This window comes from Bradyrhizobium sp. 160, assembly GCF_023073735.1.
Lineage (GTDB): Bacteria > Pseudomonadota > Alphaproteobacteria > Rhizobiales > Xanthobacteraceae > Bradyrhizobium.
Map to the genome: position 1 here is coordinate 553,336 of NZ_JADPKD010000008.1, position 15,007 is coordinate 568,342.

General features: G+C 63.7%; 14 protein-coding genes. 4 read left to right on the forward strand and 10 right to left on the reverse strand.

The features are described from left to right. Window positions 1-60: 60 nt before the first annotated feature. The 6 genes from IVA98_RS05395 to IVA98_RS05420 all read right to left on the reverse strand — a co-directional run bounded on the left by IVA98_RS05395 (window position 61) and on the right by IVA98_RS05420 (window position 3,773). Window positions 61-636, reverse strand: a complete 576-nt coding sequence (locus IVA98_RS05395) for a hypothetical protein (RefSeq protein WP_247354390.1) — start codon at window positions 634-636, stop codon at window positions 61-63. 66 nt (window positions 637-702) lie between these two features. Then, window positions 703-924 (reverse strand): hypothetical protein, encoded by a 222-nt coding sequence (locus IVA98_RS05400; protein ID WP_247354391.1) that lies wholly within the window; start codon window positions 922-924, stop codon window positions 703-705. 93 nt (window positions 925-1,017) lie between these two features. Next, complete coding sequence (locus IVA98_RS05405; RefSeq protein WP_247276001.1) at window positions 1,018-1,275, reverse strand: hypothetical protein; 258 nt, start codon at window positions 1,273-1,275, stop codon at window positions 1,018-1,020. Window positions 1,276-1,375: 100 nt separating this feature from the next. Beyond that, entirely contained in the window at window positions 1,376-1,588 is a 213-nt protein-coding gene (locus tag IVA98_RS05410) for a hypothetical protein (RefSeq protein WP_247295314.1), read from the reverse strand. A gap of 151 nt (window positions 1,589-1,739) precedes the next feature. Beyond that, complete coding sequence (locus IVA98_RS05415; protein ID WP_247295318.1) at window positions 1,740-1,916, reverse strand: hypothetical protein; 177 nt, start codon at window positions 1,914-1,916, stop codon at window positions 1,740-1,742. Window positions 1,917-2,036: 120 nt separating this feature from the next. Beyond that, window positions 2,037-3,773: an adenylate/guanylate cyclase domain-containing protein gene (locus tag IVA98_RS05420; RefSeq protein WP_247354392.1), complete on the reverse strand. Its 1,737-nt coding sequence runs from the start codon at window positions 3,771-3,773 to the stop codon at window positions 2,037-2,039. A gap of 320 nt (window positions 3,774-4,093) precedes the next feature. On the opposite strand from IVA98_RS05420, the gene IVA98_RS05425 reads away from it, so the two are divergent. Beyond that, on the forward strand, window positions 4,094-6,283 hold the full coding sequence (locus IVA98_RS05425; RefSeq protein ID WP_247354393.1) for a lytic transglycosylase domain-containing protein: 2,190 nt from the start codon (window positions 4,094-4,096) through the stop codon (window positions 6,281-6,283). A 76-nt stretch (window positions 6,284-6,359) separates the two neighbouring features. Here IVA98_RS05425 and IVA98_RS05430 read toward each other — a convergent pair whose 3' ends face one another. Beyond that, complete coding sequence (locus IVA98_RS05430; protein ID WP_247354394.1) at window positions 6,360-6,719, reverse strand: hypothetical protein; 360 nt, start codon at window positions 6,717-6,719, stop codon at window positions 6,360-6,362. A 1,321-nt stretch (window positions 6,720-8,040) separates the two neighbouring features. On the opposite strand from IVA98_RS05430, the gene IVA98_RS05435 reads away from it, so the two are divergent. The 3 genes from IVA98_RS05435 to IVA98_RS05445 all read left to right on the forward strand — a co-directional run bounded on the left by IVA98_RS05435 (window position 8,041) and on the right by IVA98_RS05445 (window position 11,167). Next, window positions 8,041-10,026 (forward strand): PAS domain S-box protein, encoded by a 1,986-nt coding sequence (locus tag IVA98_RS05435; RefSeq protein ID WP_247354395.1) that lies wholly within the window; start codon window positions 8,041-8,043, stop codon window positions 10,024-10,026. Then, complete coding sequence (locus IVA98_RS05440) at window positions 10,023-10,691, forward strand: response regulator transcription factor (protein WP_247295333.1); 669 nt, start codon at window positions 10,023-10,025, stop codon at window positions 10,689-10,691. The genes IVA98_RS05435 and IVA98_RS05440 overlap by 4 nt, the downstream gene beginning before the upstream one ends. 95 nt (window positions 10,692-10,786) lie before the next feature. Next, complete coding sequence (locus tag IVA98_RS05445; protein WP_247295335.1) at window positions 10,787-11,167, forward strand: response regulator transcription factor; 381 nt, start codon at window positions 10,787-10,789, stop codon at window positions 11,165-11,167. A 54-nt stretch (window positions 11,168-11,221) separates the two neighbouring features. Here the strand turns inward: IVA98_RS05445 and IVA98_RS05450 are convergent, their stop codons facing one another. From IVA98_RS05450 to lpdA, 3 genes are all read right to left on the reverse strand, one after another. Next, window positions 11,222-12,190, reverse strand: coding sequence for a tripartite tricarboxylate transporter substrate binding protein BugD (locus IVA98_RS05450; protein ID WP_247354396.1), 969 nt, complete (start codon window positions 12,188-12,190; stop codon window positions 11,222-11,224). A gap of 84 nt (window positions 12,191-12,274) precedes the next feature. Continuing rightward, window positions 12,275-13,516 (reverse strand): threonine synthase, encoded by a 1,242-nt coding sequence (locus tag IVA98_RS05455; RefSeq protein ID WP_247354397.1) that lies wholly within the window; start codon window positions 13,514-13,516, stop codon window positions 12,275-12,277. Between the two features lie 54 nt (window positions 13,517-13,570). Further along, on the reverse strand, window positions 13,571-14,992 hold the full coding sequence (gene lpdA / locus IVA98_RS05460) for a dihydrolipoyl dehydrogenase (RefSeq protein ID WP_247354398.1): 1,422 nt from the start codon (window positions 14,990-14,992) through the stop codon (window positions 13,571-13,573). Between the last annotated feature and the right edge of the window lie 15 nt (window positions 14,993-15,007).

Genomic DNA, 15,007 nt, shown 5'->3' on the forward strand with positions numbered 1-15,007 from the left:
ACGCGCCGCTTGACACCAGGCAGGCCGAAATTGCCAGGTGTTTTGCCCGTCGGGATGTGCTCAGGCATTCCGAAGCGGGCGGATTAACGGATCGACCAGACGGACGATCTCGCAGACGGCGACGAGGCCGGCGAGCCACACGGCACTGGTGAGCCCAATGCGCGTCACGATGGCAGCGGTGAAGGCGCCCTCTCCGCCGAGAGCCGGCGTCGCGGCGAGCAGCGCGAGCTCATAGGCCGCATAGGCGGCAACAAGCGTGACGGCCAGCGCCAGCGGCGTGCGGCCCTGCGGCAGCGTACGCAGCACGGCGGACGAAACGGCGGTCGCCAGCAGCGCAGCCGCGCCGGTCGCAAAACCCCAAGCGATGGTGCTGCCGTCGATGGGGTAATGCAGCGCGCCGAAGCCGACGGCCTGGTTCACGAGCCAGACGCCGGTAACGACGAGCAGTGCCGGCCGCAGCGGCAGCATCGCGGCCGCAACAACCGCGAAGGCCGCAAACGGCGTGGCGCAGGCGAGCACGAAGCTTGCGAGCGCGCCTGACACCGTCAACAGCGCAAAACAGAACATCCGCGCAAGGCGCGGCGCGACGGGGTGAAGCCGGAAACGGTCGTTATGAGATGGCAGGATGAGAGCCATGGTGATCTCCAGACGGTCGTCTTACCACGTCTGGCGATGATTTACGATTTACGCAAGCCAGCACGATCAGGCTGGCGTTCTCTCGGAGCGGGTCCGGACCACGGCCCGTTCGCCGGCGTCGACGAGCTGGCCGATTCCGGTTCGGCCCATAAGCGCGCACCGGACGATGTTTTCAGCGACCGACCTCCGGAAGCCATAGTCCTCGCCATCGGGGCGACCGCGGCAGATCCGGTCCAACGCCAATTTCATGTTGATCCGTGTGCGGGTGTCGAAGTGCTCGCTGATCATTCGCCCGGCCTTGATGGGTTGATGTTGGCCCAGAAACGCTCCGGCGGTGGCCCCGGTTCCAAATCGGAGATCAAGCTGCGAGTGCGTGGCGACTTACGTCCGCCCGCGCGGACGCTGGGCTTGCGCCCACGCAACAGCGACGTCGCGTGGCGGAACATCGATGCGCTTGATCGGCGTCAGTTCGCCGGAGGCGGAGACGATCGCGGTCTCCTCGCGGCGGCAGCGCGGGCACACGAAGCGGACTTCGTGCGGGGACGCCGACCAGCTTGAACGTTTGACGTTGGCAGCCATCGGCCAAGCGTCGCAATGCGAGCACGACACCAGGAACCGGCCGGGATCGAGCATACCCATTCCATTGAACTCCGCGTCCTGCCCGCTTCTCAATGATTAATCCATGTGAATCGTTCCGGTGCCTAGGCACCGCCGGCCTTGGCGGGTCAGCGACTTTGGATCAGTGCGCCCCCTTAAGGGTGCAGGAGGTCGTGCAGGTCACCGTCGTGCCGCGATCGCACGCTTTGCAGGCGCTGACGCACTGGTTCATGTCGCGGGGATTGTAGCTGCTGTAGTTTCGCATCGGGCAGGTCGAGGCCGAGCCGGTGATATCCTGCTCCTGATTGCAGGCTGCCATCATGAGCGCGACTATGATCACTGCAACGAGGCGCATGGGATTGCCCGTCGAACATGGCAAGTGACACTCGCGGGGCGCGCTGCATTGCAACGGATCCCAGCCTTCCCAACACGAGCCGTCGCCGATCAGCGACGTCCGCTTGCTGCGAGAATGCGCGCCAAATGTTAAGAACGGATTGCAGCCGCCCTCAGGCCGCGGCCCTGGTCGCGATCGCCTGCCGCGTATCCACCGCCAGCTGGCGGTACTGTTCTCCGAGATTCAGATAGAACTCGCGCTTGGCGCTGTCGGTCGCGAGCTTGGCGATCAGCTCGCATTCGGCGGTGAGCGTCTCGAACCGTTCGAGCCTGTCCTCAAGATGTGTCATCGGCGTGTCCCCATCAGACGCCTCAAGGACATCAAGCCTAAGCCCGGGAAATAGGTCATGGCGAACATCGTTATGAACTAGAATCGTTTTTTCCAGTCCGTGGAAGGACGGCAGGCACGCCTATTTCTGCTCCAGCCGCCAGGCGCCATCCCACCCGCCGTCGGGCGGGTTGACCTCGAACTGCGCGATGCGGCCGAGCAGCGTGCGCGAGGGACCGTCGCCCGGGACCGCTTCGAGCGCGGCGTTGAAGGCGGCGCGGGCGTCGTCGAAGCGCCGGGCGCGATAGGCGGAGAGACCTTCGGCATAGTGCGTGCGCAGGCTCGCTTGCGCATCGGTGAGTGCGTTGGCCCTGCCCATCACCTCGAAAACGGCCTGCGGTGCGCTCTGGCCCGCCACCGCGAGGCGATCGATCTCGCGCAGCTCGAGGCGCGCGCCGATCGCCTCTGCCGTTGCCTGCGAGATCAGGATACGGGTCCCATACGTCTTGTTGGCGGCCTCCAGCCGCGAGGCGAGGTTCACGGCGTCGCCCATCACGGTAAAGCTCATCATCAGCTCGGAGCCGATGCTGCCGGTCAGGACCTCGCCGGTGGCGATGCCGATGCGCAGATCGCAGGGCGCCGGCATGGCGCGGATGCCGAGCAGATCCGGCAGCTGCTTCTGGAGCGCGGGCACCTGATCGGCCATCTCGATGGCGGCAAGGCCGGCGAGCATCGCCTGCTCGTCTTCCTCGATGAAGGGCGGCCCCCAATAGGACATGATGGCGTCGCCGATATATTTGTCGATGATGCCGCGATTGCTGCGGATGTGGCCGGACATCACCGTGAAATAGTGGTTCATCACCTTGACGAGACCGCGCGGCGTCATGCCTTCGCTCATCGAGGTGAAGCCGCTCATGTCGCAGAACATGATGGTCATGACCCGACGCTGGCCCTCGATGGCGACCTCCGGCCGGTCAATCAGGCCCTGCACCACCTTGGGGTCGATATAGCGCCCGAAGGTCTCGCGGATGCGTTCGTTGTGGCGCAACTGCTCGATCATGCGGTTGAAGGCCGCGGCAAGCTCGCCGATCTCGTCCTGCGTGGAAACGGTGATCGGCTTGTCGAACCGACCCGCCTCGACCTCGCGGGTGCCAGCGAGCAGCAGTCGCACCGGGCGCGTGATGCCGCTACTCACGAGCAGCGCAAAGGCAAATCCGACGATCGCTGCGAGTAACGTCACGACGCCCGACACGATGATCGTCTGGCGCTGGCGGCTGATCACCTGCGACGTGCTGAAGAAAACCTGCGCCAGCATGTCGGTGCGGATCGCATCGATCTTCTGGTTGAACTGGTCGCGCAGCGCATCGATGTGCTCCAGCGTACCGCGGGCCTCCGCCATCTGCCTGGCATCGACCTGCTTGACCAGCTTTCCGTGGTCCTCGTCAAGATCGCGGCGCAACTCAGTGACGGCGGTCTCGATGCGGAGCTCGATCCGCGCCAGCGCGGCATAGTCGGACGGCGTCCTGGGATCGTCGATGATGGCGTTGATGAGCTTGCGTGCGCTCTCGGCTTCCTCCTCGATCTTGCGGTCGGTTTGACCGAACTCGCGCAGGCGCGCCGCATAGGCCTCCTCGTCTGAGGGCGACTGCATCTTGGTCATGACCATGCGCCGCAGTGCCAACGCCCGTTCCAGCGAACGGACGTTGGCGCGCGCCAGATGCCCATAGGCCGGGATGTAACGGTTGGTCAGCTCGTCCAAGAGCACGCCGACCTGGCTCGACATCACCATCGACAGGATCGAGGTGATCAACATGAGAACGATCAATCCGAGGGCGACCCCGACGATCTTGCGCCGGATCGACTGGTTGAAAATCGGCATAGGTGCAGGGCAAAGGCTGAAAGGATGAACGATGGAACTCAATATACCGGAATTGGTCGTAGGGACACGCACAATCTGGCGGGCCCGGCCGTCCTGAACCTGCACAACCCTTGCACGAGCCCACTAACAAGGGTTTAGTGGCGCTGTCCCACCACCATTTCGGAACTTCCCGAGTTCCCATCCGTATTTTGCCGCATTGTTGCGGGAGCGTGAGAAATGCGAAACGATGTCATGACATCGTTTTGGTGTTGTTTTTTGATTCTCAAACCGCATGTCGTCGCGGACCTTGGTTTGTAATGGTTTCGCAGGGGGGCCATCGAATGAACCAGTGCCTACGCTCGCTCGCGTGTGTCGTTGCCGTAGCCGCGATCGCCCTTCTTCCTACCGCGTTGGCGGCGAAGAGCAGTCATAAATCATCTGCGCCGAAGAAGACGAATGAGGCGAAGGCCGGCAAGCAGCGCCATGCCTCGGCCGCCAAAGCGCGGCACGGTAAGCACGCCGAAGCCAAGCGCAAGTCGAAGAAGACGGTCGAGGTACCCTCGGACAAGCCGGCGCCGCCGCCGCTGACCGGCGATCTCGCCGCGCTGAGGGATGCAATCGACTTCGCGCGCAAGGGCAAGACCGAGGATGCGGGCGCCGCACGCGACCGCATCACTGACCCCGCCGGACAGAAGCTTGTGGACTGGTTCATGCTGCGCCATTCCGAGAGCACGGCGAATTTCAAGCGCTACGCCGCCTTCCTCGCCGCCAATCCGGACTGGCCCAGCAGCGCTCTGCTGCGCCGGCGCGCCGAGGCGCGGCTGTGGCAGGAGAAGAGCGAGGCGGCCATCGTGCACAAATTCACCATGGACCGGCCGACCAGTGCCAAGGGCAGGTTCGCGCTGGCCCGCGTGCTGCTCACTGAAGGCGAGACCGACAGGGCCGCGCGTCTCGTGCGCGAGGCCTGGCGCACGGATGAATTGTCCGAGCGGAGCGAAGAAGACTCCTACGCGGCGTTCCACGACCTTCTATCCGCCGACGATCACCGCGCGCGCATGGACAAGCGTCTCGGCGCCAAGGACTACGCAGGCGCAAGACGCGCAGCCAAACGTCTCGGCGAGGATGCGCTCGCGATCGTAAAGGCCTGCGCCGCCGTCACCGGCAAGGCGAGCAAGGCCAAGGACTATCTCGAGGACGTCTCGACCGAGGCGCGGCGCGATCTCGGCTATGTACTGTGCCGCGCCCAGTGGCATCTTCAGAACGACCGCATCGACGACGCAGCCGAGGTGATCCTCGCCGCCCTGCCCGACACGATGGCGGCGCAGGACACCGATGCCTGGTGGCGCGAGCGCCGCCTGCTGGCACGCAAGCTGCTCGACCAGGGCAAGTTCAAGACCGCCTACGACGTGGTGCGCACGGCCGCGGTGCCGGAAAAGGAGGTCTACCGCGTCGACTACCATTTCATGTGCGGCTGGATCGCGCTGCGCTATCTCGACGATCCCAAGACGGCGATGGTGCACTTCGCCGCGATCGACGAAGGCTCGGCCAATCCCATTGCGCTGTCGCGCGCCCATTACTGGCGCGGCCGCGCCGCCGAAGCGATGGGCGCCACCGTCGACGCCCGCATGAGCTACAAGGCGGCGGCGCGCTATCAGACCGCCTATTACGGCCAGCTCGCCCGCGCAAAGCTTGGCCTCGACCGGATCGAGCTACGTGCGCCCTCCCCGGTGCTGCCCGCTGCCGACACGCAATTGGCGGACGAACGCGTGCGCGCCGCCAACATGCTCTACGATATCGGCGAGCGCGACGTGGTGTTCTATTATGCCGAGGATTTTGCCAAGGAGAGCACCGACGTCGCGGCGCTCGAAGCCCTGGCCGAGCTCGCGGGCCGGCGCAACGATGCGCGCGTGATGCTGGAGATCGGCAAATCGGCGCTGGCACGCGGGCTTGCGCTCGACCACTATGCCTTCCCCACCATCGGCATTCCCGAGCACAAGCAAGTCGCGCCCGCGATCGAGACCAGCGTGATCTATTCGGTGGCGCGCACCGAAAGCTCGTTCGACCAGCGCGACAAGTCGCCGGCCAATGCAGTCGGGCTGATGCAGGTGACGCCGGAAGCGGGCCGCGACACCGCCAAACGCTTCGGCCTGACCTATGACTGGAACAGGATGGTCACCGATCCCGTCTACAACACGCAGATGGGCGCGGCCGAGCTCAGCGCGCTGTTCTCGGAATATCGCGGCAACCAGATCATGACCTTCGCCGGCTACAATGCCGGCCGCGGTCGCGTGCGCGAATGGGTGCAGGCGCGTGGCGATCCCAGAGACCCCAAGGTCGATCCGGTCGACTGGGTCGAGCGCATCCCGCTGTCGGAGACGCGCAACTACGTCCAGCGCGTGATCGAGAACGTGCTGGTCTACCGCGCACGGTTCGAAGACAGCGGCATGATCGCCGGCAAGAGCGACCAGCGCGTCGTCACGCACGAGGCTGGCGCAACGGCACCCGTGGCGGCCGCGGCACCTGCTCCCTAGTCAACGCCGCCCGGGGCTGAACGCGGCGCCTGCAAGGTTCCGGTGCTGCGGCTTCCACGCGCGTGCAGTCGCGCAGCTAGGTGTCACCTCCTTCCATCGTGATCAGATCGCGACCGTCCAAATATGCGCCGGTCAAGGCTCTTGCGAAGGTCCAGGCGTGTATCGTGCAGCTCCAGCACGAGACGGCACTCAGGACCGCCAACGTCTCGATCATGTTTCCAGCGAACTCGACGTTCTCGGCGGCCGGTTCTGTCCACCCGGGCATCGGCCATCGCATGAACAACGTGACGAGTTCGCCGCGGCGGTAGCAATCGTAGTCACAGTAACGACGCTGCGTCCGCACATGCCGGACATAGCCGGAGCGGATTGACCGCGAGCATGTGCTGCACGTGACGGCGGGCAACGGGGGATCGTGATTGACCACCACGAATTTCATGAAGCCGTCCTCACGCGATCTTTGGCGAGCGCCTCGCACAACATCTCGTAGCACTGATAATCGCAGTAAGGCAGACCTGTCCGAATCTCGCGGAGATAGCTGCTGCTGATCGGCTCGCAGCACTGCATGCACCAGGTCTTCCGGAACGGAGTCCGGCCGTTCACCAATACGAACGCGAATCTCACGTGGCACCTCCCAAAGCGAAGCAGTAAACGCTGTCCAACGGAGAAAGTGCGGGCGGTGGAGCGCAAAGATGGTTTCGGCCGTCCGGATTATCCCTGTTTCGCTCCACTTTTTGCGGGGGGATCAGAATGAATCTCCCGTCCTCCCTGCGCCGTGCATAGAGCCGGCCGTCGATGTACTTGATATCAGTCGGATAGCAATCGGCGCTGCTGCAGCAACTGAGGCTCGGATTGTCCGGCATGTGCCAGGTCGAATAGAATTTTTCGTGCAGCGCCTGGTCCTGGACCGGATGCTGGCGATGAACGGCACCGTCTCCTGTCTCCTGCGCCTGGGCCGTCGCAGCGGAGCCGAGGAGAACCATCGAGCACAAGAGCTTGCATGAGCGGTTCAACGCACGAGCTCCCGGATTAGAAGTCAGCTCTCCAGTCCAGCCCTCACGCGACCTGAGCCCGGAACAGCCACCGGCGGTCGCGTTCGCGGCGTGTGCGGAAGCGATCTACGCACTTCTTGGAGCAGAGCGCTGTGCGCCAGGAATAGTAGCGGATCAGGCCAAACTTGCCGCCACACACCGCACAGCCCTTGATTGAAGAGCAACGTTCGGACTCGGATAGGCGAGGCTCAGGAAGTTGCGACGTATTGCACATTGTTCTCTCCCTTGTTGCTTGGTTCCCTTCGACCTCACGCGGGTCATGAATTGCCGCAATGCGGCTGGGCGTCGAGAAATGCAGCGGCCTCGTCCTTGGTCGTGAGGCCTCGGCCGTACGCTTGAGACCCGATCTCGCCCGACCGATGCGATTGGCTGGTCGACACTCCCGATGGTCATGAGGCTAGTCCGCCAGGCATCAGGCGCTCAATTGTACGGAGGTAAATGGTCGCCATGACTAGGAATGGACGAGCTATACCTAGGTTTGTCCCGTACTCGCCCGGGGGCTCTCGCGCGGGCTCGCGTTCAACGAGACCACGCACGATGCGCGGGTTGCACGGCGAGCGCGAAAAATCGGCGCTGAGGCGACCAGGATGGCGAGCAGCCAATTCCAAGCCCAACGTCGTAACCGGCATCCGACTTTGGCCGGAATTGCTCCTCCGGCGCCAACGTGCTCTACTTATGTTCACGCAGAGAGCGCCGGGAGCGTCTGCGATGAAGCCGGGCCGGGCAGGAACGTTCGGGAAGTCAGCCGCGCAATTGCTCGTCGGCTGCGTCAGGCAAGTTGTCACCCCCAAACCGCGCAGCGAGCCCAGCGACGCCGGTCTGCTGGAGGCGGTCAAGCAATGGCAGCAAGTCTTCGAGCACAACCCGGTCATGTATTTCATGGTCGATCCGAGCGGAACCGTGATCAACGTGAACACGTTCGGCGCGGCGCAACTGGGCTATACCGCCGCGGAGTTGATCGGCCGATCGGTGCTGGATGTGTTCTTCGAGGAAGATCGCGACTTCGTACGCGCGTGTGTCGCGCTATGCCTCGAGACCGTTGATCAGTCACACACCTGGGAAATCCGGAAGGTTCGCAAGGACGGCTCGGTGCTATGGGTGCGCGAGAATGCCAAGACCATGCTGCGGGCCAATGGCGGGCCGATCGTGCTGGTCGCCTGCGAGAACATCACCGAGCGCAAGGAAGCGGAGAATGCGCTGCGACAGAGCGAAGCTTACCTCGCCCAGGCACAGGAATTGAGCCACACCGGCAGTTTCGGCTGGAGGGCTGCAACCGGCGAGATCACCTGGTCCAAGGAGACCTATCGCATCTTCCAATGCGACGAGGGGACTAAGCCAGAGATCCCCTTCATGCTCCAGCGGATCCATCCGGAGGACCGGCTCGCAGTGCAGCGGACCACGGGCCGGGCGGCGCGCGAGGGAAAAGATTACGATCACGAATACCGGCTGGTGATGCCCGGCGGTTCGATCAAGTACGTCCGAGCGGTCGCCCGGGCGACGCGAGATGCGAGCGGTCACGTGGAGTTCGTGGGGTCAGTAACTGACATCACGGCGACCAAGGAGGCAGAGCGCAGACTTCGTGACAGCGAGCAGCGCTTTCGCGACTATGCCGAAACCGCCTCCGACTGGTTCTGGGAGACGGGGCCAGACCATCGCGTCACTCACATATCGGAACATTCAGATACCGTCACCGCCCCCGCAGGCCTGATCGGGCTCACGCGTTGGGACATTGCGCCCGATGCCGATCTCGAGCCGGAAAAATGGCGACAACATCGGGCGGCGCTCGATGCCCACGTCCCGTTCCGCGATCTGGTTTACCGCAGCAAGGACCGCAACGGACAGCCGATCTATGTGCGGACGAGCGGCAAGCCGTTCTTCGACGCCAACGGCACCTTTCTGGGTTATCGGGGCGTCTGCACCGACGTGACCGCGGCCATCCGGGCCGATCACGCCGAAGAGGCGCTGCGCAAGGCGCAAGCCGAGCTCGCTCATGTGACGCGCGTCACGATGCTGGGCGAGCTGACCGCTTCTATTGCCCACGAAATCAACCAGCCCCTCGCCGCCGTGATCGCAAACGCCGACGCCTGCCTGGCCTGGCTGCAGCGCAGTCCGCCCGACCTCAAGGCGGCGCGCCGCTCCGTGGAATGGATCATCGAGGACGGCAAGCGTGCCAGCGACGTCATCCGTCACGTTCGGGCGCTCGCCAAGCGATCCGATATCGAGATGGCTCCGCTTGAAGTCAGCGTGGTCGTGCGCGAGGCTGTCGCGCTCGTTCACCGCGAGATGGCGAGCCATGCCGTGTCGGTTCGAATGGAACTGTCGTCGGCACTGCCCAGGATCTTTGGCGATCGAATTCAATTGCAGCAGGTCCTCATCAACCTGATCAAGAACGGCATCGAGGCCATGGAAGGGATCGATGACCGCCCGCGCGAGCTGGCGATCCGTTCAGCGGTTGACGACGATGGCGCGGTGCTGGTGAGCGTCTCCGACTGCGGCGTCGGCATCTGCGAACAGGCAATGGACCGCCTGTTCATGCCGTTCTTTACCACGAAGTCCAGCGGGATGGGCATGGGCCTGTCGATCTGCCGCTCCATTATCGAGGCCCACGGCGGGCGACTTTCCGCCATACCGAACCAGGAGCGCGGCGCGACTTTTCAGATCACCCTGCCACTCCATCGAGAGGAAGCACCGTGAACGAGCGCGCGGGGCCTTCGCCCAAGGAGGACGGCGATCAGCCAATCGTCTTCATCGTCGACGACGACGCGTCCATGCGTCGTGCGCTTACCAATCTGTTCGAGTCGGTCGGCCTCAGGGTCGAAGCATTCGGCTCGGCGCCGCAACTCCTCCAGACCAAGCCGCCGGAAGTCCCCAGTTGCCTGGTGCTCGACATCCGCCTGCCCGGAACGAGCGGCCTTGAACTGCAAACCGATCTTGCCAAGGCAAATATCCATACGCCCATCATCTTCATTACCGGTCATGGCGATATTCCCATGACTGTTCGGGCCATGAAGAGCGGCGCGATCGACTTCCTGACCAAGCCGGTTCGCGACCAGGAAATCCTGGACGCGGTCCAGGCCGCGATCGAGCGAGACCGCAAGCGCCGCGATCTTTACAAGACCGTCTCGGACGTCAGATCACGCTTCGAGTCACTGACCTCGCGGGAGCGGGACGTCTTGTCACTGGTGACGTCGGGCCTGATGAACAAGCAAGTGGCCGCCCAGCTCGGTTTGGCGGAAATCACCGTCAAGATCTATCGCGGCCAGATCATGCGGAAAATGGGGGCGAAGTCGCTGGCCGACCTGGTGAGGATGAGCGAGGCGCTCGGGATTCGACCCAGCAAGCCCGACGTACAAACCTAAGTATGAGTTTCCAATGATGACCGACGGGTCCACCTTGCGGGTTTATGCGAGGCCGTACGACGGCAAGCGTAATTCCCGGGCGAGGAGCGGACGCATTGTCAGTGGCTTCGGTCATTTCTGTGCTTGACGATGATCCCTACGTGCGGGCCGCGATTAACAATCTCTTGGAATCCCGCGGATACATCGTCCACACATTCGCCTCCGCCGAGGAGTTTTTGAGGTCGACCGATTCGACCGACACCTCGTGCGTGATCGCGGACGTGCAGATGCCGTCGGTCACTGGAATCGATCTACTGACGCAGATGCGCGCGCAGGGGTCGGCAACGCCGTTCATCTTCATCACCGCTTTCCCGGATGAGAGCGTGCGTGTGCGTGCGCTTAAAGCCGGGGCAAGTTGTTTCCTCGGTAAACCGTTTGCCGCCTCGGATCTGATGAAATGCCTGGAGGTGGCGCTGCAGCAGGTGACGAAACCATGAAGCGATTGTCCGGCGATCAGCGAATGCGAGACACTGACACCAGCGCAGCCCACCTCAATCCACCTTGATATTCGCCGCCTTGATGATCGGCCACCATTTTGCGATCTCCGCCTTCTGGCGGGCGCCGAGCGCTTCTGGCGTGAGCTGATCCTTGGGCGTCATCTCCAGGCCCTGGCTTTCGAGCTGCTTCTTCACTCCAGGATCGTTCAGCGCTTCCACGGCCGCCGCGTTGAGCTTGGTCACGACCTCCTTCGGCGTGCCCTTCGGCACCCACATGCCTGACCACAGCGTCATGTTGAACCCCTTCAGGCCCGCCTCCTCCGCCGTCGGAATCTCCGGCGCCGACGGCAGGCGCTTGTCGTCGGTGATGGCGTAGGCGCGGATGGTGCCGGCGCGGACCTGATTGATGGAATTGGAGGTCTGGTCGACGATGAGGTCGATCTGGCCGGCGATGAGATCGTTGAGGGCGGGCGCTGTGCCGCGATACGGCACGTATTGCAGCTTGATGCCGGAGACGCTCTCGAAATAGACGCCGGCGATGTGGCTGCCGGAGCCCGCGCCGGCCGTGCCTGCCGTGGGCGGCGATGGCCGCGACTTCAGCCATTCAATGAGCTCCTTCAGCGAGGTCGCCGGCACCGCGTTCTTGCTGACCACGATCATCGGATTGCTCGGCAACAGCACCACCGGCTCGAGGTCGGCGACGAGGTCGTATTTGAGCTTGTAGACGGCACCGTTGGCGACGTGGGTGCCGAGATGGCCGAACGAGATGGTGTAGCCGTCCGGCGGTGATTGCACGGCGCGGCCGACGCCGATCGAGCCGCCCGCACCGGTGACGTTCTCGATCACCACGGGCTGGCCAAGCGATACGCGCATGCGCTCCGCAAGCACCCGCGCCATTGCATCCGACGGCCCGCCGGCCGCGAATGGCACGATGATGGTGATGGGACGCGTGGGATAATCCTCAGCGCGCGCGGCGCCTGCAACAGCGAGAATGGCAATCAGCGCAGCCCAAGCGGCCTTCATGGTCCTCTCCCCAGCCGATGTCTTTGTCATTTTGACCCTCTGCCCGCGTACGGGAAGAGGGATCATTCGTGGCGTATTGCCGCGTTAGAACTGCGTGTAGTCGATCGGCTTGTGGCGATCGAGCGTGCGGGTGACCGGCGGCAATGGATATTTCAGGCCGGTTGCACAGTTGAACAGCATGACGCGGTCGGTCTTGCTGACCCGGCCATCGGCAAGGCTCTGCTTGTAGGCAGCGTAGGTGGCGGCGCCCTCGGGGCACAACAGCAGCCCCTCCTCGCGCGCAACCTCGCTCAGCGCCGACGAGATCTTGTCGTCGTCGACCGCGATGGCAAAACCCTTGCTCTGCCGCACCGCGCGCAGGATCAGGAAATCGCCGATCGCCTGCGGCACGCGAATGCCGGAGGCGATGGTGTGGGCATCCTCCCAGCGCGTCGCATGCTCGGCGCCGGCATCATAGGCCCGCACCATCGGCGCGCAGCCCGAGGCCTGCACCGCGACCATGCGGGGACGCTTGGACCCGATGAAGCCGATCTTCTCGAGCTCGTCGAACGCCTTCCACATGCCGATCAGGCCGGTGCCGCCGCCGGTCGGATAGAAGATCACGTCCGGCACGTCCCAGCCGAGCTGCTCGGCAAGCTCGAGGCCCATCGTCTTCTTGCCCTCGATGCGGTACGGCTCCTTCAGTGTCGACGTGTCGAACCAGCCGACTTTTGCTTTCCCCTCGCCGACGATCTTGCCGCAATCGTCGATATAGCCGTTGACGCGATAGACGGTCGCGCCCTGGAGCTCGATTTCGCTGACATTGACCTCGGGCGTATCGGCCGGGCAGAAGATCGTTGTCTTGATGCCGCAGGAGGTCGCATAGGCCGCCAGCGCCGCGCCGGCGTTGCCATTGGTCGGCATCGCCATGTGCTTGATGCCGAGCGCCTTGCCCATCGACACCGCCATCACGAGGCCGCGCGCCTTGAACGAGCCGGTCGGCAGCCGTCCCTCATCCTTCACGATGATCTCGCCACCGCCGAGTTTGGCGCCGAGCTTCGGCAGCCGGATCAGCGGCGTCGTGACTTCGCCGAGTGAGACGATATCCTTGCATTTGCGCACCGGCAGCAGCTCGCGGTAGCGCCACATGTCGGCGGGACGCTGGGCCAAGGCGTCCTTGGTCAGCGCCTTCTTCACCCCAGTGAGGTCGTAGCGGACCAGCAGCGGCTTGCCGGCCTTGGAGAGATTGTGGACCTGGTCGGCCGCGTAATGATCGCCTTCCATCGCGCATTCGAGATGCGTGACGAAGGTCGGGCGTTCGATGGTGAGGTTGTCGTTGTCGTGCATGGGGTGGTTTCCTTCTTATTCTGAGAACAGCTCTTTGGTCGTTATGGCGAGCGTTCAAATATTCAGCACCCGTCCATAAGCATCCAGCACGGCTTCCTTCATCATCTCCGACAGCGTCGGATGCGGGAACACTGTGTGCATCAGCTCTTCTTCCGTGGTCTCCAGGTTCATGGCGACGACGTAGCCCTGGATCAGCTCGGTAACTTCAGCGCCGACCATGTGAGCGCCGAGAAGCTGTCCGGTCTTCTTGTCGAAGATCACCTTGACGAGGCCCTGGTCCTCGCCGAGCGCGATCGCCTTGCCGTTGCCGACGAAGGGGAAGCGGCCGACGCGGATCTCGCGGCCGCTCTCCTTGGCCTTGGCTTCGGTCAGGCCGACAGAGGCGACCTGCGGCTGGCAATAGGTACAGCCCGGGATCATGTTCTTGTCCATGGGATGCGGATTGAGGCCCTTGATTGCCTCGACGCAGATCACGCCCTCATGCTCGGCCTTGTGCGCGAGCATCGGGGGACCTGCGACGTCGCCGATGGCGTAGATGCCAGGAACGTTGGTCCTGCCGTGGCCGTCCACCACGATGATGCCGCGGTCGGTCTTCACCCCAAGCTTTTCGAGGCCGAGATTCTCGGTGTTGCCGACCACGCCGACAGCGGAGATCACCCGCTCGAACTCGGTCGTCACAGGCTTGCCCTTGCCGTCGTCGATGGTGGCGACGACGCTGTCGGCCTTCTTCTCGAGCTTCGTCACCTTGGTCGAGGACATGATCTTGATGCCCTGCTTCTCCAGGCGCTTGCGCGCCAGGCCCGCGATCTCGGCGTCCTCGACGGGCAGGATCTGGGGTAGCACCTCGACCACCGTGACGTCGGAGCCCATGGTGTGGAAGAACGAGGCGAACTCGATGCCGATCGCGCCGGAGCCGACCACCAGCAGCGACTTCGGCATCCGTTCCGGCACCATCGCCTCGAAATAGGTCCAGACCAGCTTCTTGTCCGGCTCCAGCCCGGGCAGCACGCGCGGCCGCGCGCCGGTGGCAACGATGATGTGCTTGGCCTGATAGCTCCCCTCGCCCAACGTGCCCTTCGGCGCCTCGACGTCCGATTTACTCACAGTGACCTTGCCGGCCGCGTCGATCGACGCCGCGCCCCAGATCACGCTGACCTTGTTCTTCTTCATCAGGAAGCCGACGCCGTCGTTGAGTCGTTTCGAGACGCCGCGCGAGCGCTGCACCACAGCCTTCGGGTCGAAAGACACTTTCTCCGCCGCCAGGCCGTAATCCTTGGCGTGCTGCATGTAGTGGTAGATCTCGGCCGAACGCAGCAGCGCCTTGGTCGGAATACAGCCCCAGTTCAGGCAGATGCCGCCCAGATACGCTTTCTCGACGATCGCCGTCTTGAAGCCGAGCTGAGCAGCGCGGATCGCGGTAACATAGCCGCCGGGCCCGGAGCCGATGATGATGACGTCGAAGGATGTATCGGCCATGCTGTACGCTCGTTC

Bases quoted from the DNA above. Each gene is read 5' to 3' on its own strand.
- IVA98_RS05395 (WP_247354390.1), bottom strand. From the start codon at position 636: ATGGCTCTCATCCTGCCATCTCATAACGACCGTTTCCGGCTTCACCCC.
- IVA98_RS05400 (WP_247354391.1), bottom strand. From the start codon at position 924: ATGATCAGCGAGCACTTCGACACCCGCACACGGATCAACATGAAATTG.
- IVA98_RS05405 (WP_247276001.1), bottom strand. From the start codon at position 1,275: ATGGGTATGCTCGATCCCGGCCGGTTCCTGGTGTCGTGCTCGCATTGC.
- IVA98_RS05410 (WP_247295314.1), bottom strand. From the start codon at position 1,588: ATGCGCCTCGTTGCAGTGATCATAGTCGCGCTCATGATGGCAGCCTGC.
- IVA98_RS05415 (WP_247295318.1), bottom strand. From the start codon at position 1,916: ATGACACATCTTGAGGACAGGCTCGAACGGTTCGAGACGCTCACCGCC.
- IVA98_RS05420 (WP_247354392.1), bottom strand. From the start codon at position 3,773: ATGCCGATTTTCAACCAGTCGATCCGGCGCAAGATCGTCGGGGTCGCC.
- IVA98_RS05425 (WP_247354393.1), top strand. From the start codon at position 4,094: ATGAACCAGTGCCTACGCTCGCTCGCGTGTGTCGTTGCCGTAGCCGCG.
- IVA98_RS05430 (WP_247354394.1), bottom strand. From the start codon at position 6,719: ATGAAATTCGTGGTGGTCAATCACGATCCCCCGTTGCCCGCCGTCACG.
- IVA98_RS05435 (WP_247354395.1), top strand. From the start codon at position 8,041: ATGAAGCCGGGCCGGGCAGGAACGTTCGGGAAGTCAGCCGCGCAATTG.
- IVA98_RS05450 (WP_247354396.1), bottom strand. From the start codon at position 12,190: ATGAAGGCCGCTTGGGCTGCGCTGATTGCCATTCTCGCTGTTGCAGGC.
- IVA98_RS05455 (WP_247354397.1), bottom strand. From the start codon at position 13,516: ATGCACGACAACGACAACCTCACCATCGAACGCCCGACCTTCGTCACG.
- lpdA (WP_247354398.1), bottom strand. From the start codon at position 14,992: ATGGCCGATACATCCTTCGACGTCATCATCATCGGCTCCGGGCCCGGC.